This window comes from Stutzerimonas azotifigens, from assembly GCF_013522725.1.
GTDB classification, from domain to species: domain Bacteria; phylum Pseudomonadota; class Gammaproteobacteria; order Pseudomonadales; family Pseudomonadaceae; genus Stutzerimonas; species Stutzerimonas azotifigens_A.
Genome location: NZ_JAAMRF010000007.1, coordinates 190,762 through 209,869, shown reverse-complemented (window position 1 = coordinate 209,869; position 19,108 = coordinate 190,762). Strand labels below are relative to the sequence as shown.

Below are 19,108 nucleotides of genomic sequence, written 5' to 3'. Positions count from 1 at the left end.
CCGATCTAGCGACGCGGCGAGTCGTCCTCGTCCAGCGAGACGGAGGCATCGCGCTCTTCGTCGGTTCCTTCGGCCTCTTCGGCTTCGGGCTCGTCGCGGGCCAGGTCATCGAAGTCGATCTTCAGGCCCTGCTCCATCGAATCGAGCTCAGCCAGAAGAGTTCGGAAACTGGTCTGTTCGCCCCGAGGCGCCGGCGCCTCGTCATCGACGGCAAGATCGGCGCGGGCCTGCAGCGACTCGGGTACTGGCGGCTCGTCTTCGAGCACACCCATCGGCTCGGGCTCCATTTCACGCAGCACCGCGAGCGGTGGCAGCTGATCGAGGCTTTTGAGGTTGAAGTGATCGAGAAAGCCCTTGGTAGTGGCAAACATCGCTGGCCGACCGGGCACGTCGCGATGACCGACTACCCTGACCCACTCGCGCTCGAGCAGGGTCTTGACGATTTGCGTGTTCACCGCGACGCCGCGGATATCCTCGATCTCGCCGCGGGTGATGGGCTGCCGGTAGGCGATCAGCGCGAGCGTCTCAAGCAATGCGCGCGAGTATCGCTGCGGGCGTTCCTCCCAAAGCCTGCCGACCCAGGGGGCATAGCGCTCACGGACTTGCAGACGGTAGCCGGAAGCAACTTCCTTGAGCTCGAATGCCCGGCCCTTGCAGGACTTGTCGAGCACTTCCAGCGCCTTGCGCAGCAGCGCCGGCTCGGGACGCTCCACCTCTTCGAACAGCTCACCGAGACGCTCGAGCGACAACGGCCTGCCCGAAGCCAGCAGGTAGGCTTCCAGCAAGGAGGCAAGGTCTTTGGGGTCGGAGAGGTTCATCTACTCGGCTCGGGCTCTGACATGGATCGGGGCGAAGGGCTCATTCTGCACCAGTTCCACTAGCGATTCCTTGATCAGCTCCAGCACCGCCATGAAGGTCACCACCACGCCGAGCCGACCTTCCTCGGCCCGAAACAGGCTGACGAACGCGATGAAGCCGCCCCCTTTCAAGCGTTCGAGCACTTCGCTCATGCGCTCGCGAGTGGACAGCGCTTCCCGGGTGACCTGATGACTTTCGAACATGTCGGCACGGCGCAACACCTCGGCCATCGACAACAAGAGCTCCTCGAGGCTGACCTGAGGCAGCAGCTTGCGCGCCCTCGCCTCGGGCGCATCGATCTGTGGAACGTGCAGCTCGCGTCCCAATCGCGGCAGTCCGTCGAGATCCTCGGCGGCGGACTTGAACCGTTCATATTCCTGCAGTCGGCGGATCAGCTCGGCGCGTGGATCGTCTTCTTCCTGCTCGGCTTCAGCCGAACGAGGCAACAGCATCCGCGACTTGATCTCCGCCAGCATGGCAGCCATCACCAGGTACTCGGCGGCGAGTTCCAGACGCACCGTCTTCATCAGCTCGACGTAACCCATATACTGCCGGGTGATCTCAGCCACCGGAATGTCGAGGATGTCGATGTTCTGCTTGCGAATCAGGTACAGCAGCAGGTCGAGCGGCCCTTCGAATGCCTCGAGGATGACTTCGAGCGCATCCGGCGGGATGTAGAGATCCAGCGGCACGTTGGTGAAGGCTTCGCCATAGACCAGCGCCAGCGGCAGCTGCTCGGTGGGCGTCGGGGTGTTGGAGTCCTGCTGCATGGATGCTCTCGGGCGAAGCGGGGAACGGCAGGCAACTAGCGATAGTGCAGGCCCATGGCGCGGCGAACCTCAGCCAGGGTTTCCCGGGCTTCGTCGCGGGCGCGCTCGGCGCCTTCGCTAAGGATACTACGGACCAGATCGGGGTTCTGCTCGTAGTCCTGCGCGCGCTCCTGCAGCGGCGCAAGCTCCGCCTTGATCGCTTCGATCAGCGGGGCCTTGCACTCCAGGCAACCGATGCCGGCGCTGCGGCAACCCTGCTCGGCCCAACGGCACACCGCCTCGTCACTGTTGGCCTGGTGCAACGACCAGACCGGACAGCGTGTCGGCTCGCCCGGATCTTGGCGATGCACGCGCGCAGGATCGGTAGGCATGCGCCGGATCTTGTCTTCGATCTGTTGCGGGGTATCGCGCAGATAAATCGCATTGCCGGCCGCCTCGGCCATCCTGGAACCATCGAGGCCGGTGATGCGCGGCGTCTTGCCAAGCAGCGGCTGGGGCTCGGGAAGCACCACCTTGCCTGTCCCTTCGAGGTATCCCCACAGGCGTTCCTGGTCGCCCAGGGTGATTGTCGTCTGCTCCTTGAGCAGGGCTCTCGCCGTATTCAGCGCCTCGAGATCGCCCTGCTCCTGATAGGCCTTGCGCAGGGAGATATAGAGCCGCGAGGTTTTCTTGCCGAGCTTGCGGATGGCCGCCTCGGCCTTTGCCTCGAAATCGGCTTCACGACCGAACAGATGATTGAAGCGTCGCGCGACATCCCGCGCGAGCTCAAGACTCGGGAGCTGATCGGCGCCGACCGGAACCACGCCGGCGCGGTACAGCAGAATGTCGGCCGCCTGCAGCAAGGGGTAACCCAGGAAGCCATAGCTGTCGATGCCCTGTTGATGCCGCTCGGCATGGGCCTCGCGATAAGCCGGCACCCGCTCGAGCCAGCCTTCCGGACAGAGCGCCGACAGCAGCAGGTGGAGCTCGGCATGCTCGGGCACCTGGGACTGGATGAAGAGCACCGCGGAACTCGGGCTGACACCGGCAGCGAGCCAGTCGATGGCCATCTCCAGCGCATCGTCAGCGTTTATCGAAGCCCGATCAGGGTAACTGATCAGCGCGTGCCAGTCGGCGATGCAGAAATAGCAGTCATATTCATGCTGCAGCCGTCCCCAGCTTTTCAGCACGCCGAGGTAATGTCCCAGATGGAGCCGTCCCACCGGCCGCATGCCGGAAAACACCCGACGCTGTGAATCCATGGCACTCAAGACAAAATCCTTTGCAAAGACATAACAACGTAAGTCACGGAGCGGATCACGCTGACTCGACGAACGCTTCGGGATCGCCGCAGCCGACCCGTACCACCTCCGGCTCGCCATCGGCCAGATTGATCACCGTGGACGCTTCCAACCCACCGTAACCGCCATCGATGATCAGGTCCACCTGGTGCTCCAGCACTTGGCGCATCTCGTATGGATCGCTCATCGGCAGGCTTTCGCCAGGCAGGATCAGACTGACGCTCATCAAAGGCTCACCCAGCTCGGCGAGCAGCGCCTGGGCGATCGGCAATGCCGGCACGCGCAGCCCGATGGTGCGGCGCTTGGGGTGCATCAGCATCCGCGGCACTTCCCGCGTGGCGTTGAGGATGAAGGTATAGGGCCCCGGCACATGGGTCTTGAGCAGGCGGAACGACTGGGTGTCAACCTTGGCGAACAGGCCCAGCTGGGACAGATCGCGACAGGCGAGCGTGAAGTTGTGCTTGTCGTCGAGCTGGCGCAGACGGCGGATGCGCTCGATGCCGGTCTTGTTGCCGATCGAACAACCGACCGCGTAGGACGAATCGGTGGGATAGACCACCACCCCGCCGTTACGCAGGATCTCTACGGCCTGCTTGATCAGGCGCGCCTGCGGATTCTCGGGGTGAATCTGGAAAAACTGGCTCATGTCACCTCGCTCGTCGCCGGCACGCCGGCAGGGCTCTGGTTGAAACGTTCCCACAACCGGGGCAGATCCTCCGGCAGGGTGCGATAGAGACCAAGCTCAGACCATTCGCCAGGTGCGTGGAAGTCGCTGCCTACGCTGGCCATCAGACCGAACTCGCGCGCCAGGATCGACAGACCACCCACCTGCTCGAGCGGCTGCATGCCGTTGACCACCTCCAGCGCATGACCTCCGGCCCGTGCGAAATCGATCACCAGCTTGCGCCGCTTGCTGCGGGTAAAAGGGTACTGCCAGGGATGCGCCAGGCTCACCCAGGCCCCGGCCTCATGCAGCGTGCCCACGACCTCTTCGAGCGAAGGCCAGTGCTGCTTCACGTCGCCGAGCTTGCCCGACCCCAGCCACTTGCGGAACGCTTCGGCCCGGTCGCGCACATGCCCGGCACGCACCAGGAACTCGGCGAAATGAGGGCGAGCCGGCGCATTCTCGCTATCGCCCAATTCCTTCTGATAGGCACGGGCGCCTTCGAGCGCCCCTGGCATGCCCTTGGCAGCCAGCCGCTCGGCAATCAGCTGCGCGCGTTGCCAGCGCCCCTGGCGCAGGGCTTCGATGGAAGCCAGCAGCGTCGGCGCCTCGCGGGAAAAGCCGTAGCCCAGCACATGAATGGTCGCACCGCCCCACAGGCACGACAGCTCGATGCCGTTGACCAGTTGCATGCCCCGCTCCCGAGTGGCCCGTTCAGCCTCATCGAGGCCGTCGAGCGTGTCGTGGTCGGTCAGCGCCAGCAGTTGCACGCCACGCAAGTGGGCGCGCTCCACCAAGACGGCAGGCGCGAGTGCGCCATCGGAGGCGGTGCTGTGGCAATGCAGGTCAACAATGGTCAATACGGACTCCAACGGAGGGTGAACGACGGTCACAGTTTCAGACAATCAGGGCAGCGGCTTGTGCCCTCGCGCGAAGCTCGAATGGCATACGGCGGCCGGCGCCGCCACGCCGGTTTCGCGCCGGACGCGGTTTGCTATTATGCCGGCATCCCGTTGCCGTGGCGTCTGCAGTGAAACAATTCCTCGAGTTCATCCCCCTGCTGCTGTTCTTCCTGGTTTACAAGCTCGAGCCCAGAACACTGGAGCTGGCCGGTCACACCCTGAGTGTCGGTGGCATCTACAGCGCTACCGCGGTGCTGATCATCTCTTCGCTGGTGCTTAGCGCGGCCTTGTTGTTTCGCTACCGCAAGCTGGAAAAAGGCCAGTGGATCGCCCTGCTCGCCAGCTTGCTGTTCGGCGGACTGACGTTGGCGCTGCACAGCGAGACCTTTCTCAAATGGAAGGCGCCGGTGGTGAACTGGATCTTCGCGGCCGCCTTCGCCGCCAGCCATTTCATCGGCGAGCGCCCGATCATCCAGCGGATCATGGGCCACACCATCAGCCTGCCGGCAGAACAATGGGCGCGCCTGAACATCGCCTGGGTCCTGTTCTTTCTCGTCTGCGGCTTTTCGAACCTGTTCGTTGCATTCGCCTATCCGGCCATCTGGGTCGATTTCAAAGTGTTTGGCAGCCTCGGTATGACGCTGCTGTTCATGATCGGCCAGGGCCTGTACCTGTATCGCTACCTGCAAGAACCCGAACCGAAAGATCTCAAGGAGTAAACGTCCGTGCTCTACGCCATCATTGCTACCGATGCCCCCGCCTCCCTCGACAAGCGCCTCGTCACCCGCCCAGCCCACCTGGCGCGACTGGAGCAGCTCAAGCAGGAAGGTCGACTCGTGCTGGCCGGCCCGCACCCGGCGATCGACAGCAACGACCCGGGCGAAGCCGGCTTCACCGGCAGCCTGGTCGTGGCCGAGTTCGAGTCGCTCCAGGCCGCCGAGCAATGGGCCAAGGCCGATCCGTACAATGACGCTGGCGTCTATGCATCGGTGACGGTCAAGCCGTTCAAGAAAGTCCTGCCCTGATCGGCAGCCCCCCACACTGGATCAACTGAGCCGCAACGGACGAATCATGAGTGAACTGCTGTTGATCGACGATGACCAGGAGCTCTGTGAGCTGCTGGTCAGCTGGCTCGGCCAGGAGGGCTTCGACACCAAGGCCTGCCACGATGGGCAAAGCGCCCGCGCCGCCTTGGCCAGCAGCCAACCCGCGGCTGTGATCCTCGATGTGATGCTGCCTGACGGCAGTGGCCTGGAGCTGCTCAAGCAATTGCGCAGCGAACACCCGGAGTTGCCAGTGCTGATGCTGTCAGCGAGGGGCGAGCCCCTCGACCGGATCCTCGGCCTGGAACTCGGTGCCGACGACTACCTGGCAAAACCTTGCGACCCGCGCGAATTGACCGCACGCCTGCGTGCCGTGCTGCGCCGCAGCCTGAACCCCAGCACGCCAAGCCAGCTCGAACTGGGCGACCTGAGCTACAGCCCCGCCCGGGGCATAGCCACTCTGGGCAATGTCGAGGTCAGCCTGACCCTGTCCGAAGGCCGCATTCTCGAAGCACTCCTGAGCAATCCGGGAGAGCCCATCGACAAGCAGGCCCTGGCTCAACTGGCCCTGGGCCGGAAGCTGACCCTCTACGACCGCAGCCTGGACATGCACGTAAGCAACCTGCGTCGCAAGCTCGGCCCCCATGCCGACGGCAGGCCTCGGATCGTCGCGCTACGCAGCCGAGGCTACCTGTACGCGTCCTGAAGCCAGGTTTACCGATGCTTTACGCTGGGCTGACCGCCCTTGACCTTGCGCGCCCTAGACTGGGCACATCCGGCAACCACAGAGGGCTTCGAACGGTTCGATAGCCAGCCGGTCCCCAGAACCAGGAGAGACCTACCATGCGCAAGACTCTGATCGCACTGATGTTCGCCAGCACCCTCCCAGCCCTCGCACTGGCCATGCCCGGCGACGGCAAGCACGAAGGCCCGCGCGGCAAGCACCACGCCCCGCACATGATGATGAAAGAGCTGGACCTGACCAAGGATCAGCAGCGCCAGATGCGCACCCTGATGGGCGAGCAGATGAAGAACCGCCACGAGATCACTCAGCGCTACCTCGCCAAGCTCCCCGAAGCCGAGCAGAAGGCGATGCAGGACGAATTCAAGGCCGCCGCGGAAAAGCGCCGCAACGACATCCGCGCCCTGCTCAACCCCGAGCAACAGAAGCAGTTCGACGACATGCAGAAGAAGATGGAAGCAAAGCGTGCCGAGCACGCCGAATTCCAGCAGTGGAAAACCGAGCGCGACAGCAAGAAAAGCTGATCGCTAACGCCTGTCCTCAACCTGCCCGGCAGCTTTCGCGAGTCCCCTTCGCGAGCCTGCCGGGCTTTGCCATGGAGATTTCCGGTGCGGTCATTATTCTGGCGCATCCTCGCCACCTTCTGGCTGGCCATAGCCCTAGCGGCAGGGCTTGCCGTGCTGCTCGGCCAGGTGCTCAACCAGGACGCGTGGATTCTCAGCCGTCACCCCGCAGTCAATCGGCTGGCCGAGAACTGGACCCGCGTCTATGAACGCCAGGGACCGATCGCCGCTCAGCTGGCGCTGGAGGAATACCGCCGACGCTTTCGCATCGACGTTCAGGTACTCGGCGAGACCGGGCATTCGGTGGTGCGCGGCACCTTCCCAGCACGCTCGGCCGCGTTCGAGGCCCGCCAGCAGAATGACGAACGCCGCCTGCCGTGGCGCCGCCTGAGCACCGATTACACCAGTCCGCTCACCGGCGAAACCTACCTGTTCATCTACCGGATTCCCAACCAGGATCTTCGCGACTGGCAGCGGGAGAATCTGATTTTCCCGATCAGCGCGCTGGCGATCGCACTGGTGGTGCTGACCGGCTTCAGCCTGTTACTGACCATTTCCATCACCCGCCCCCTGGATCGCCTGCGCAGCGCCGTTCATGACCTGGGCCAGACCGCCTACCAGCAGAACTCACTGGCGCGACTGGCCAAGCGTCGCGACGAGCTCGGCGTGCTGGCTAACGACTTCAACAAGATGGGCGCGCGACTGCAGACGTTGATCGGCAGCCAACGCCAGCTGCTGCGCGACGTATCCCATGAGCTGCGCTCGCCCCTTGCGCGCCTGCGGGTGGCGCTGGCACTTGCCGAGCGCGCCGGGCCACGTGAGCGCGAAGCGATCTGGCCGCGGCTGGCGCAGGAATGCGATCGGCTAGAAGCCCTGATCGCCGAGATTCTCGAGCTAGCCCGACTGGACGCGGAACCGGGCGCTTCGCGCCCTATCGACCTGTTGCCGATGCTCGAACAACTGCGCGATAACGCGACGCTCCTGGCCCCCGAGCAGAGCATCCAGGTCGATGCGCCAGAACGGCTCGAATTGCAGGGCTGGCCGGACATGTTCGAGCGGGCGGTAGACAATCTGCTGCGCAACGCCTTGCGTTTCAACCCGGCGGGCGAGCCGATCGAAATTCGCGCCAGGGAGAGTGGCGGCTGGCTGACCCTCAGCATTCGCGACCATGGCCCCGGTGTCGACGAGGCGCATCTGGCGCAACTGGGCGAACCCTTCTTCCGCGCACCGGGACAAAGCGCGAATGGCCATGGCCTCGGCCTGGCGATCGCGCGCCGCGCCATCGAGCGCCATGCCGGGCGCCTGGTTCTGGCCAATCATCCGGAAGGCGGCTTTGTCGCCACCCTGGAATTGCCGCTGACTCCGGCAGAGCGTGGCTGAGACGGCCCGGGTTAGTCACCCCAGCGCTGGACGAACGGCCCCGTCGCCGGCTCAGGCGCGGCCCGTACCCGCCCCTCGGGCGTGCCCATGTAAAGAAAGCCGATGATCTGCTCGCCCTGCCCCAGCCCGAGGCCCGCAGCCACATGGGCGTCATAGGAGAAATCGCCGGTTCGCCATACCGCGCCGATGCCCTGCGCGTGGGCAGCCAGCAGCATGGCGTGGGCAGCGCAACCCGCTGCCAGCAGCTGCTCGCTATGCGGCACCTTGGGATGGTCCCGCAGCCTGGCGACGACGATGATCAGCAACGGCGCTCGCATCGGCATCCGGGCCGCTTTCTGCAGCGCCTCGGGGGTGGCGGCAGGCTCGCGGCGCTCCAGCGCCTCGACGAACAACTGACCCAGCCGCTCACGACCCTGCCCCTCCACCGTCAGGAAACGCCAAGGTTGTAGTTGACCGTGATCCGGAACACGCAGCGCAGCGCGAAACAGCAGCTCTCGCTGTTCGGCGCTGGGAGCGGGTTCACAGAGGCGCGCGACGGAAACGCGGTTGAGCAGCAGATCAATAGCTTGCATTCGATGATCTCCAGTAGCCGGGCTACCCATTCTAGGGGCAGCCTGTCCTGTAGCCTAATGCCCGAGCGTCAGGCGACCCGACCGGGTGAGACCTCGGGCTGCAGGGGCGGCGTGAGCGGAGGTAGACCGTGGGCGGCCCGCGCGGTATCGCAGTGAACGTTGTGTTCGCCGTTGGCCCAGGAGGCCTCGAACTCCCGGCAGGTGCTCGATCGCTGCTCATACAGCGTGCAACGCACGCCGCACCCCACATCGCCAAGTAGACCGACACAACGGGCCGGCTTGGCTTCGGTACCTTTCATGGCAATGTGGAACGGGCTGACCTGCACGGTCAGGTCATCCGGCACCAGACCACCGGACGATGCGCTCTCGCCCCAGAAGAAAGACACACGAAAGTACGCGCAGCAGGCGCCGCACGTTAGGCAAGGGTTATCGATGGACATGGACAGGACACACTCAAGAACCGGAATAGGCCGGCGCCCAGGCGGCTATTCTATGCATCGCCCATCGCTTGTGAAGAGGCGCCGCAACAAATAGGGCGGACCCTCGTCAAACGGCCACAGGCTCGCGTTGGCGCGGTTTACAGCCGCGCCGGCGAGCGTAGAATGGCGCCCTCTTTTTGAGCCTCGAGCCGAGCACCACATGGCCCTGCCGACACTGCGCATCATCGGTTTCATCCTCGGCATATTTCTGGTCACGCTCGCAGCCAGCATGCTCATCCCAATGTTCACACTGCTGGTGTTCGAACGTACCGACGACCTTCAGGCATTCGTCTGGGCCAGCCTGATCACCTTCAGCTGTGGCGTGGCGCTGGTCATGCCGGGACGCCCTGCGCTGACGCAGCTGCGGCCGAGGGACATGTACTTCCTGACGACGATGAGCTGGCTGGTGGTGTGCTGCTTCGCAGCGCTACCGATGATGCTGATCCAGCACATCAGTTACACCGATGCGTTCTTCGAGACCATGTCAGGCATCACCACCACCGGCTCTACCGTTCTTTCCGGCCTGGACAGCGCCTCGCCCGGGCTGCTGATGTGGCGCTCGATGCTGCAGTGGCTCGGCGGTATCGGCTTCATCGGTATGGCGGTCGCGATTCTTCCGCTGCTGCGCGTCGGCGGCATGCGACTGTTCCAGACCGAGTCTTCGGACTGGTCGCAGAAAGCCATGCCGCGCTCGCACATGATGGCCCAGTCGATCCTGCTGATCTACGTCGCACTGACCTTCCTGTGTGGCCTGGCATACTGGCTGAGCGGCATGACGCCTTTCGAGGCGGTCAACCACGCGATGACCACCATCGCCACGGGTGGCTATTCGACCTCCGATAGCTCGATGGCCAATTTCAGTCCGGCCGCTCATTGGACGGCGATCGTGTTCATGGCCCTTGGCGGCCTGCCGTTCATCCTGATGGTCTCGACCCTACGCGGCAATCGCTACGCGCTATTCGCCGACCAGCAGGTCCGCGGCTTTCTCGCCTTCCTCGCGCTGACCTGCATCGGGTTCGCGGTGTGGCTTTGGCTGCACTCGGACTACCAGTTCCTCGACGCCCTGCGCATGGTCTCGCTCAACGTGGTATCGGTCGTGACCACCACCGGCTTCGCGCTGGGCGACTACACCCTATGGGGCGATTTCGCCGTGCTCGCCTTCTTCTACCTGACCTTCGTCGGCGGCTGTTCAGGCTCGACTGCCGGCGGCTTGAAGATCTTTCGCTTCCAGGTCGCCTATTCGCTGCTGCGCACCTACCTGCGCCAACTGGTGCATCCGCGCGCGGTTATCAAGCAGCAGTACAACGGCCACACCCTGGACGAAGAAATTGTCCGCTCCATCCTGACCTTCTCGTTCTTCTTCACCATCACCATCGGCGTGCTGGCGCTGTCGCTGGCATTGATGGGGCTCGACCCGATCACCGCCCTCACCGGCGCCGCCACGGCGGTGTGCAATGTCGGCCCCGGCCTCGGCCCGATCATTGGCCCGGCCGGCAACTTCTCCACCCTGCCTGACGCTGCCAAATGGCTGCTGTCGGCCGGCATGCTGCTCGGCCGCCTGGAAATCATCACCGTGCTGGTACTGATGACCCGAGTGTTCTGGCGCCACTAACGGCCCGGCTTCAGTCGCGCCGTTCGCTATCCGCGCGGTATTCGCCGGGCGTGGTGCCGAACCAGCGGCGAAACGCGCGAAAGAAATTGCTGGGGTCGGCAAAACCCAGCAGATAGGCGATCTCCAGCACCGTGAGGCTCGGCTGGGCTAGGTACTGCCCGGCAAGCTCACGTCGACTGTCATCGAGCAATTGCTGAAAACTGGTGCCTTCTTGCTGCAGCCGCCTCTGCAACGTCCGCTCCGACAGATGCAGGGCCTGGGCGACCGCTACACGCTTGGGTTCGCCCTGCGGCAGAAGCCGGCACAGCGCCTGGCGCGCCTGGTGCGTCACACGATTGCTGTCGAAGCGCGCCAGGTATTCGCCGGCGAAACGGTCGTGCAGCCGCGCCAGCGACTCGTTCGCCGTCGGCAGCGCCGTTTCCATGTCCGAACGCTGGAAAATCAGCGCGTAATGCCGGGCGTTGAACTGCAGCGGCGCCTGAAACGATCGGCGGTACGGCTCCAGCTCAGCCGGTGGCTCACCCTGGAAGCGCACCTCCAGCGGCGTGAGTGGGCGCCCGGTCAACCAGCGACAGAACGCCAGTGTACTGGCCAGCGAAGCCTCCGCGCTTTGCCGTGCCGGCGGCAGGCGGTCACCGTGGATCGCCAGCGTCAGGGCATATCGATCGGGCTCGGCAACGAAATTGAGGTCTGCCCCTTCGGCGATGATGCGCTGGTAGCGAACCAGCCGTGCGAAGCCGTCCTTGAGCGTACGGCTGGACATGAGGGCGTAGCCGACCACATGCATGGCGCCTGGCCGCATCACCTGGGCCAGGTTCAAACCGATCGCCGGATTGCCCGATACCTCGACCGCGCGCTGCCACAGGCGCGTCATGCCATCCTGCGGGAAGCGCTCATCCGGGTCGGCCAGCGCTTCGTAGTCCATGCCGAGTTCGACGAACAGCTGTCGACAGTCGACGCCGCCCAGCTCCAGCGCCTGGACGATGCCCAGAGCCCAACTCGAAGAAGTGGTGCGTTGATTCATTGTTGTTGTCCGCGCTCCTGGCCTTGGCGACGCGCAGGCCAGCGCCCAAGGATACTAATCTGGCATCCAATGTCACTGGCCCGGCGAGCCAGCTCACCTAGACTGGAGTAACCGACAATGACAGGAGGGGCGGCCATGGGCACGCAAACCGCCGAACGTTTCACCCGCTTTGCGGATTTCTATCCCTTTTACCTGCAGGAGCACCGCAACTCGACCTGCCGCCGCCTGCATTTCGCCGGCAGCCTGGTGGTCCTGGCCGTGCTCGGCTATGCGCTGATCAGCCAGCAATGGCTGTGGCTGCTCGCTGCCCCGCTGGCCGGCTACGGCTTCGCCTGGATCGGCCATTTCGTGTTCGAGAAGAATCGCCCGGCAACCTTCCAGTACCCGTTTTACAGCCTGCTGGGCGACTGGGTGATGTTTCGCGACATGCTGACCGGACGTATTCCTTTCTGACCACAGCCCGCCGGAAGGAGAAGACTCGCCATGGCCGATCACGCCAGCTTTACCCACATGCAGGACGGCACGGAAGAGGACTGGGCCACGATCTCCCGCCACTTCGGCGCCTATGCCAAAGGCTTGCCGGACCGAATTCTGACTCACCTGACCCTGCTCGAAGGTGATTTTGGCGGTTTCCCCGTCGATCGCCTGACACACTCGTTGCAGACCGCTACCCGTGCCCATCGAGACGGTCGCGACGACGAATACGTCGTGTGCGCCCTGCTCCACGATATCGGCGATACCTTGGGCTCCTACAATCATCCCGATATCGCCGCCGCGATCCTCAAGCCGTTCGTCAGTCCTGAAAACCTGTGGACGGTGGAAAAGCACGGCGTGTTTCAGGGCTATTACTTCTTCCACCACCTGGGAATGGATCGTCACCTTCGCGACCGGTTCGACGGTCATCCGCTCTATCAGCACACCGCTGAGTTCTGCGCCCGATACGACGCAGCGGCCTTCGATCCCGACTATCCCACCCTGCCCCTCGCATTCTTCGAACCGATGTTGCGCCGTGTATTCGCAACGCCCAGGCAATCGCTGTATCGCAAGCAGAACGCCGAAGCACACTCTTCAAGCTGAAGAAACCTCACGAAAATTGATACCTTTCGGCCGCCATGTTTGGCGGCTGCGCTCTGCTTGGTTATGATCCCGCCAGCAAGGCGCATTCTGGAAGCGTCGAGCGCAGGACATATGCAAACGCGTAGTATTGATCAGGGATCGTAGCCATACATGAACTCCGCACTTAGTGATCGCCGCAATGGCCTCGCTACTCGTCCCTTGCGCGAGTATTACTCTCGCGTGCTGGCGTATCTCGCCGCGGCGGCAAGCCTCGCGGCCGGGACCTATGCCCAGTTTTTCTCCATAGACCTGCTGTGGATGGTCCCCTATGCATTGCTCTACCCGCATTTGGCCTATCACCTGAGCTACCGTTTCAAACGCGACTACCCCGAACGCACCGCGCAGACCCTTCTCTGCCTGGACGCGGTGAACGCCGGCTGCGCGGTGGTGGTGCTCAGCTTCGCCGCCGTGCCCGGCCTGATGTTCCTGCTGATCCTGGGCTTCAGCGCGCTGGTCACCGGCGGGCTGCGCAACTTCCTCATGGCTCTGGCGGTCGCCTGCATCGCCATCAGCCTGTGCAGCCTGGTGCTGCCGGTGAAGATGGCCGGTACCACCCCGACGCTGGTCTCGCTGGTGTGCATCGTCTTCACCATGCTGTACGTCTGCATCACTGCCTACTTCGTCCATGAGCAGGGCCTTCGCCTGGCGCAGGCGCGCAAGGAGATCAAGGCCGAGCAGGAAAAAGCCGCACGCCTGGCGCGCAACCTCGCCAAATACCTGTCGCCCCAAGTCTGGGAATCGATTTTCACCGGTAGACGCAGTGTTCGTCTGGAAACCCAGCGCAAGAAGCTTTCGGTGTTCTTTTCCGACATCAAGGGGTTCACCGAGCTGTCCGAAGAACTCGAAGCCGAGGCGCTTACCGACCTGCTCAACAACTACCTCAACGAGATGTCGAAAATCGCCCTCAAGTATGGCGGCACCATCGACAAGTTCGTCGGTGACTCGGTGATGGTATTTTTCGGTGATCCGAGCAGTCAGGGCGCCAAGAAAGACGCCGTCGCCGCGGTATCTATGGGTATCGCCATGCGCAAGCACATGAAAGTGCTGCGTCAGCAGTGGCGCGCACAGGGCATTACCAAACCGATGGAAATTCGCATGGGCATCAACACCGGCTATTGCACGGTGGGCAACTTCGGTGCCGATACGCGCATGGACTACACCATCATCGGGCGCGAGGTGAATCTGGCCAGCCGGCTTGAGAGCTCGGCCGAAGCCGGCGAGATCCTCATCTCCCATGAGACCTACTCGCTGGTGAAGGATCTGATCATGTGCCGCGACAAGGGCCAGATCAACGTCAAGGGCTTCTCGCGGCCGGTGCAGATCTACCAGGTGGTGGACTTCCGTCGCGACCTCGGTGCCACGTCCAGCTACATGGAGCACGAATTGCCCGGCTTCTCGATGTATCTCGACACCAACGGGATTCAGAACTTCGACAAGGAGCGCGTGATCCAGGCGCTCAACCAGGCTGCGCAGAAGCTGCGCGACAAAGTCATCCTTTAACGCACCCTCTTCCATGTTGCAGCTGGTAGGCTTCACGCCTCCGCTGCATGCCTTGCGGCGGTGGCCGCCGCCTTTGCAGACCTGTCATGACTCACCGTAACGCCCTGCTTGCCATTCATCTTGGCGCCCTGATGTTCGGGCTCTCCGGCGTGCTCGGCAAGCTCGCAACCAGCTCACCGCTGACCATCAGCTTCGGCCGCGCACTATTCGCGGTCCTGGCATTGCTGATCGCCGCCAGCATCCTTCAACCCAGCGGGGCCCGTCCGACCTGGCGCGGACGCCTCGGCCTGCTACTGGGCGGCCTGCTGCTCGGCAGTCATTGGGTGACCTTCTTCGTTGCAGTGAAGGTTGCTGGCGTCGGCATCGCCACCCTCGGCTTCGCCAGTTTTCCCGCTTTTACCGTGCTGCTCGAGGGGCTGCTCTTTCGCGAACGCACCCGCCCGATCGAATATGGCCTGGTGCTGCTGGTCTGCGTGGGGCTAGGCCTGGTGACGCCAGGGTTCGACCTTGCCAGCGATGCCACCCTCGGGCTGCTCTGGGCAGTACTGTCGGGCTTTCTGTTCGCCTTGCTGGCGCTACTCAACCGCGCCGTCACCCGAGGTATCGATGCCGTTCAGGCGGCACTCTGGCAGAACCTCGCGATCGCCATAGGACTGGCCCCCTTCGCCTGGGCGGGAGTGGTCGACATGCCAGCACTGGACTGGCTGTGGATCGGCATGCTCGGCGTGTTCTGCACCGGCCTGGCCCATAGTCTGTTCGTCGCCAGCCTGCGTGTGCTCAAGGCCCGGACGACATCGGTGATCTTCGCCCTGGAACCGGTTTACGGGATTGCCTTCGCCTGGCTGCTGTTCGCCGAACAGCCGACGCTGCGCATGCTCGCCGGCGGGGCGCTGATCATCCTTGCGACCGTTGCCAACAGCCGGCTGAAAAGCACACCGGCCCCGGCAAGAGAGCCGACACGCTCCGTCAGTTGACGCTGTAACCGCGACCGTTCAGGCAGGCGCCCAGGGCCCGGCGATAGATATCCGCAACCTGCTGCGCCGGTGCCGACGTTGCGCCAGCAGGATCGAAACCGCTCTGGCTCACCGCCCAGCGATGGCATTCATAGCGGTCCCTGGCTTGCCGGTCCGCCGACTGACCACCTGTGGGATAGGCGATGAGGTCGTAGCCGGCCGTCGCGGTCCGAACCGCCGGTGGCGAGACCAGGACATACTCCTTGCGCCTGGCGTTCCACAGGTAATAGCTGCCAGCCGCGACGAAATACAGCGTACTGCCGATCCAAACCTCTCTGGCCACTGGCGGCAGGCCGTGCCCATGACGAGGGCCGTGGCTGTGATAGCCGAACCGACCGGGACCGTGCCCAGCCGCATGGCCACCGGGCCCGTGTGGGCCGGCCACAGCGGGAGTAGCGATGGCGAACGCCAGCAGACCACCGAGCAAGGCGCGCGCAATAGTGGAACGCATCGTGGAAACCTCTGGAACGCCGGATTGGCGCCAGGGCATTCTAAAAAGCGCCGAAAGGCCGTGCCGTCAGCACTTCGTAAGCTAAGGGTAAAAGCACTGCGGATCAGCGATCGTTGTGCCCAAGAGAACGCGCAGGGTCGATCAGATCGCGGACGCGCTGCTTGAGCACCTTGGCCTCCGGAAAGCCGCCGTCGTGCTTGCGTTCCCAGATTTGCGTCCCGTTGCAGGTAACCCAGAACACCCCGCCGGTGCCGGGCTCTAGCACCACCCGGCCGAGATCGTCGGCAAAGGTCGACAGCAGCTCCTGGGCCAGCCAGGCGGCGCGCAGCATCCACTGGCACTGAGTGCAGTAATGAATGACGATTTCAGGTTTGGTCGACGACATGCTCAGGCTCTCCCAACGGTCTAGATACGCGCCAGGTTGGCCAGGATGCGCTGATGCACTTCCTGACAGCGCTCGATGTCGGCGTCGTCGATGCCAGCGAACAGCTCGGCGCGCAGGGCCGACGAGATGGCTTCGATCTGAGCGATCAGCGGGCGCGCCTGGTCGGTGAGTGTGATTTTCTTGGCACGACGATCCTCGGGTACCCCGACGCGATTGACCAACCCCAGCGCCTCCAGGCTGTCCAACAGACGCGCCAACGTCGGGCCTTCGACGCCCACGCTTTGGGCCAGTTCGCGTTGCGTTGGCGGCGCATTTAGCATCGCAAGATGCAGCAGGACCAGCCAACGCGCCTGGGACAGGCCCAGAGAGGCCAGGCGCCGATCCAGCTCCGCCCGCCAGGCACGCGACAACAGGGCCAGCTGCATTCCAAAACTGTGATGAGCAAGCTGCGGCATAAAAGATCCAGGGCAATGCTTATTATTAGGAAGCTAAGCATAACCCTTGCCAGAAACAAGCGCGCCGTCGGCTCTCGATATATCGCCCTGCCTCGCCCGCGCTCAGACCTCGAACTCGGCCTGCAGGGCCGCTCGGACGCAATGCAGTACACCCAACGGAACACGCTTGCCGAAGCGCTCGGCCACCTCGGCGACGCCCGGCAGCTCGCCCTCGCCGTCAAGAAAGGCGTCCTGAATCTCGCTGAGCAAGTCGTCCGGAAGGTCCAGTGCCTGATCGAGGGACAACTGCTGGCGTTCGATCGCCTCGGCAAGCATCGCGTAGACATTCTTCTCGGTGCACGCCAACTGCGCGGCGATCTGGGATGGCGTCATGCCTGCGCAGGCCAGGCTGATCAGCTTATGACGCAGATCGGCGGGCGACTTCGGTACCTGCGCCCCGCCCTTCAAGACCTCGAGGAAGGCGGCGCCGTAGCGTTCTAGCTTGCGCGCCCCCACTCCGCTGACGCGCGCCATGTCCGCCAGCGTGGACGGCTGGCCGCGCAGCATTTCCAGCAGGGTCGCATCCGGAAAAATCACATAGGGCGGCACGCCATGCTCTTCGGCCAGTTTGCGGCGCAGCGCACGCAACGCTTCCCACAGCTCACGCTCCTCGCTGCGGACCAGCTGGCTGGCGGCGCTCGATGCCGGTTTGGGCGCTTTGCTGGATACCTCGTGGCGCAGCTCCAGCTTGGTTTCGCCACGTAGTAGCGGGCGACACTGCTCGCTCAGGCGCAATCCACCGAAACCGTCCAGATCCACATCGACCAGCCCGCGCGCCACAAGCTGGCGGAACAGCGAGCGCCACTCCGTCTCGGAGCGGTCCTTGCCGACGCCGAACACCGACAGATGCTGGTGTCCCAGATTGCGGACCTTCTCGTTGTCGCGTCCCAGCAGGATATCCACCAGGTGCCCGACACCGTAGCGCTGGCCGCTGCGATAGATGGCCGACAACGCCTGGCGTGCCGGCTCGGTGGCATCCCAGGTCTGCACACCGTCCACGCAGTTGTCGCAATGACCGCAGGGGTTGGGCATGTCTTCGTCGAAATAGGCGAGCAAGGCCTGGCGACGGCAACGGATCTCTTCACACAAGGCGAGCATCGCATCGAGCTTATGCTGCTCGACGCGCTTGTGGCGTTCGTCGCCCTCGGAATTGTTGAGCATCTGCTTGAGGAAGATCACATCCTGTAGCCCATAGGCCATCCAAGCGTCGGCGGGCAGACCGTCGCGTCCGGCGCGGCCGGTCTCCTGGTAATACGCCTCGAGCGACTTCGGCAGATCGAGGTGGGCAACGAAACGCACGTTCGGCTTGTCGATCCCCATGCCGAAGGCGATGGTCGCGACCATGATCAGGCCTTCCTCGTTGAGAAAGCGCCTCTGGTGATGCGCCCGCAGCTCAGAAGGCAGGCCGGCATGGTAAGGCAGCGCGGGAAAACCCTGCTCGGTCAGGAACGCCGCCATGTCGTCGACCTTCTTGCGCGACATGCAATAGAGGATGCCTGCATCGCCCCGCCGCTCGGCGAGAAAGCCCAGCAACTGCTTGCGTGGCTGCTCCTTGGGAACGATGCGATAGAAGATGTTCGGCCGGTCGAAGCTCGAGAGGTAGCGCTCGGCCGATTCCAGATGCAACCTCTGGACAATCTCTTCGCGGGTTCGCTTGTCCGCCGTGGCCGTGAGCGCAATACGCGGGACGTTCGGGAAGAATTCGGCGAGTTGTCCGAGCTGTAGATACTCGGGACGAAAATCGTGTCCCCACTGGGAAACGCAATGCGCTTCGTCGATGGCGAACAATCCGACCTGCAGGCGCTGCAGAAAGGCCAGCATACGCGGCTGCACCAGGCGTTCCGGCGCGAGATAGAGCAGCTTGATCTCGCCGCGGCGCAAGCGCTCGGCAATTTCGCGTTGCTCGTCCGGCGTCTGGCTGGAATTGAGTGCAACGGCAGCCACGCCGAGTTCCTCGAGCGTCGCGACCTGATCGTCCATCAGGGCGATCAGCGGCGACACCACCACGGCCAGGCCGTCACGCAGCAGCGCCGGTACCTGGTAGCAGAGCGACTTGCCGCCGCCGGTGGGCATCAGCACCAGCGCATCGAGCCCACTGGCGACGCGCTCGATGATCGCGCCCTGATTGCCGCGAAAGGCGTCGTAGCCGAATACGTCTTTAAGAATTCGCTGTGCCTGGTCGAGCATGCCGGTCTCCGAAACTAGGCCGGCAGTATACGCGACGTCACGCTGGGCTTCAGGCTTTGCCGGCAAAGCCGAC

At 63.7% G+C, this 19,108-nt stretch carries 22 protein-coding genes; 10 read left to right on the top strand and 12 right to left on the bottom strand.

All coding sequences use genetic code 11. The features are described 5' to 3' along the window. Nucleotides 1–5: 5 nt before the first annotated feature. Genes scpB through G7026_RS14870 form a run of 5 tightly spaced genes read right to left on the bottom strand, consistent with a single transcriptional unit; the run spans nt 6 to nt 4,432 of the window. Complete coding sequence (scpB, locus tag G7026_RS14890) at nt 6–818, bottom strand: SMC-Scp complex subunit ScpB (RefSeq protein WP_181071701.1); 813 nt, start codon at nt 816–818, stop codon at nt 6–8. Further along, a complete protein-coding gene (locus G7026_RS14885; RefSeq protein WP_258190290.1) occupies nt 819–1,628 on the bottom strand; it encodes a segregation and condensation protein A in 810 nt (269 codons plus the stop codon). A 35-nt stretch (nt 1,629–1,663) separates the two neighbouring features. After that, entirely contained in the window at nt 1,664–2,869 is a 1,206-nt protein-coding gene (locus G7026_RS14880) for a tryptophan--tRNA ligase (RefSeq protein WP_181071700.1), read from the bottom strand. 55 nt (nt 2,870–2,924) lie between these two features. Next, nucleotides 2,925–3,554, bottom strand: a complete 630-nt coding sequence (locus G7026_RS14875; protein ID WP_181071699.1) for an L-threonylcarbamoyladenylate synthase — start codon at nt 3,552–3,554, stop codon at nt 2,925–2,927. After that, nucleotides 3,551–4,432, bottom strand: a complete 882-nt coding sequence (locus G7026_RS14870; RefSeq protein WP_219858445.1) for a PHP domain-containing protein — start codon at nt 4,430–4,432, stop codon at nt 3,551–3,553. Before G7026_RS14870 ends, G7026_RS14875 begins: the two co-directional genes overlap by 4 nt. A 170-nt stretch (nt 4,433–4,602) precedes the next feature. Here G7026_RS14870 and G7026_RS14865 point away from each other — a divergent pair, with 170 nt between their 5' ends. The 5 genes from G7026_RS14865 to G7026_RS14845 all read left to right on the top strand — a co-directional run bounded on the left by G7026_RS14865 (nt 4,603) and on the right by G7026_RS14845 (nt 8,202). After that, nucleotides 4,603–5,193 carry a septation protein A gene (locus G7026_RS14865; RefSeq protein WP_308811810.1) on the top strand — a complete coding sequence of 197 codons (591 nt, stop codon included), beginning with the start codon at nt 4,603–4,605 and terminating at the stop codon, nt 5,191–5,193. A gap of 6 nt (nt 5,194–5,199) precedes the next feature. Continuing rightward, nucleotides 5,200–5,499: a YciI family protein gene (locus tag G7026_RS14860; protein WP_181071697.1), complete on the top strand. Its 300-nt coding sequence runs from the start codon at nt 5,200–5,202 to the stop codon at nt 5,497–5,499. A 46-nt stretch (nt 5,500–5,545) separates the two neighbouring features. After that, the gene (locus tag G7026_RS14855) at nt 5,546–6,223 is read left to right on the top strand and encodes a response regulator transcription factor (protein WP_181071696.1); all 678 of its coding nucleotides are present in this window, start codon (nt 5,546–5,548) and stop codon (nt 6,221–6,223) included. A gap of 137 nt (nt 6,224–6,360) precedes the next feature. Next, nucleotides 6,361–6,783, top strand: a complete 423-nt coding sequence (locus tag G7026_RS14850; protein WP_181071695.1) for a Spy/CpxP family protein refolding chaperone — start codon at nt 6,361–6,363, stop codon at nt 6,781–6,783. Nucleotides 6,784–6,867: 84 nt separating this feature from the next. Then, entirely contained in the window at nt 6,868–8,202 is a 1,335-nt protein-coding gene (locus G7026_RS14845; protein WP_181071694.1) for a sensor histidine kinase, read from the top strand. Between the two features lie 11 nt (nt 8,203–8,213). On the opposite strand, the gene G7026_RS14840 is transcribed toward G7026_RS14845, so the two are convergent. Together G7026_RS14840 and G7026_RS14835 are read right to left on the bottom strand one after the other, a co-directional pair. Continuing rightward, entirely contained in the window at nt 8,214–8,774 is a 561-nt protein-coding gene (locus tag G7026_RS14840) for an NAD(P)H nitroreductase (protein WP_181071693.1), read from the bottom strand. Nucleotides 8,775–8,842: 68 nt separating this feature from the next. Beyond that, on the bottom strand, nt 8,843–9,214 hold the full coding sequence (locus G7026_RS14835; protein WP_181071692.1) for a YkgJ family cysteine cluster protein: 372 nt from the start codon (nt 9,212–9,214) through the stop codon (nt 8,843–8,845). 199 nt (nt 9,215–9,413) lie between these two features. Here G7026_RS14835 and G7026_RS14830 point away from each other — a divergent pair, with 199 nt between their 5' ends. Continuing rightward, nucleotides 9,414–10,865: a TrkH family potassium uptake protein gene (locus G7026_RS14830; RefSeq protein ID WP_181071691.1), complete on the top strand. Its 1,452-nt coding sequence runs from the start codon at nt 9,414–9,416 to the stop codon at nt 10,863–10,865. 10 nt (nt 10,866–10,875) lie between these two features. On the opposite strand, the gene G7026_RS14825 is transcribed toward G7026_RS14830, so the two are convergent. Continuing rightward, nucleotides 10,876–11,889, bottom strand: coding sequence for an AraC family transcriptional regulator (locus tag G7026_RS14825; protein ID WP_181071690.1), 1,014 nt, complete (start codon nt 11,887–11,889; stop codon nt 10,876–10,878). A 135-nt stretch (nt 11,890–12,024) separates the two neighbouring features. On the opposite strand from G7026_RS14825, the gene G7026_RS14820 reads away from it, so the two are divergent. The 4 genes from G7026_RS14820 to G7026_RS14805 all read left to right on the top strand — a co-directional run bounded on the left by G7026_RS14820 (nt 12,025) and on the right by G7026_RS14805 (nt 15,479). Next, nucleotides 12,025–12,342 (top strand): Mpo1-like protein, encoded by a 318-nt coding sequence (locus G7026_RS14820; RefSeq protein ID WP_181071689.1) that lies wholly within the window; start codon nt 12,025–12,027, stop codon nt 12,340–12,342. A gap of 30 nt (nt 12,343–12,372) precedes the next feature. After that, nucleotides 12,373–12,966, top strand: coding sequence for an HD domain-containing protein (locus tag G7026_RS14815; RefSeq protein WP_181071688.1), 594 nt, complete (start codon nt 12,373–12,375; stop codon nt 12,964–12,966). A gap of 150 nt (nt 12,967–13,116) precedes the next feature. Continuing rightward, the gene (locus G7026_RS14810; protein WP_181071687.1) at nt 13,117–14,505 is read left to right on the top strand and encodes an adenylate/guanylate cyclase domain-containing protein; all 1,389 of its coding nucleotides are present in this window, start codon (nt 13,117–13,119) and stop codon (nt 14,503–14,505) included. 86 nt (nt 14,506–14,591) lie between these two features. Continuing rightward, nucleotides 14,592–15,479, top strand: coding sequence for a DMT family transporter (locus G7026_RS14805; protein ID WP_181071686.1), 888 nt, complete (start codon nt 14,592–14,594; stop codon nt 15,477–15,479). On the opposite strand, the gene G7026_RS14800 is transcribed toward G7026_RS14805, so the two are convergent. The 4 genes from G7026_RS14800 to recQ all read right to left on the bottom strand — a co-directional run bounded on the left by G7026_RS14800 (nt 15,472) and on the right by recQ (nt 19,035). Next, nucleotides 15,472–15,969 carry a hypothetical protein gene (locus G7026_RS14800; RefSeq protein ID WP_181071685.1) on the bottom strand — a complete coding sequence of 166 codons (498 nt, stop codon included), beginning with the start codon at nt 15,967–15,969 and terminating at the stop codon, nt 15,472–15,474. The genes G7026_RS14805 and G7026_RS14800 overlap by 8 nt on opposite strands. A 103-nt stretch (nt 15,970–16,072) precedes the next feature. Beyond that, complete coding sequence (locus G7026_RS14795) at nt 16,073–16,354, bottom strand: SelT/SelW/SelH family protein (RefSeq protein WP_181071684.1); 282 nt, start codon at nt 16,352–16,354, stop codon at nt 16,073–16,075. Between the two features lie 20 nt (nt 16,355–16,374). Then, on the bottom strand, nt 16,375–16,809 hold the full coding sequence (locus G7026_RS14790; RefSeq protein ID WP_181071683.1) for a MarR family transcriptional regulator: 435 nt from the start codon (nt 16,807–16,809) through the stop codon (nt 16,375–16,377). Between the two features lie 102 nt (nt 16,810–16,911). Further along, the gene (gene recQ / locus G7026_RS14785) at nt 16,912–19,035 is read right to left on the bottom strand and encodes a DNA helicase RecQ (RefSeq protein ID WP_181071682.1); all 2,124 of its coding nucleotides are present in this window, start codon (nt 19,033–19,035) and stop codon (nt 16,912–16,914) included. Nucleotides 19,036–19,108 lie beyond the last annotated feature (73 nt).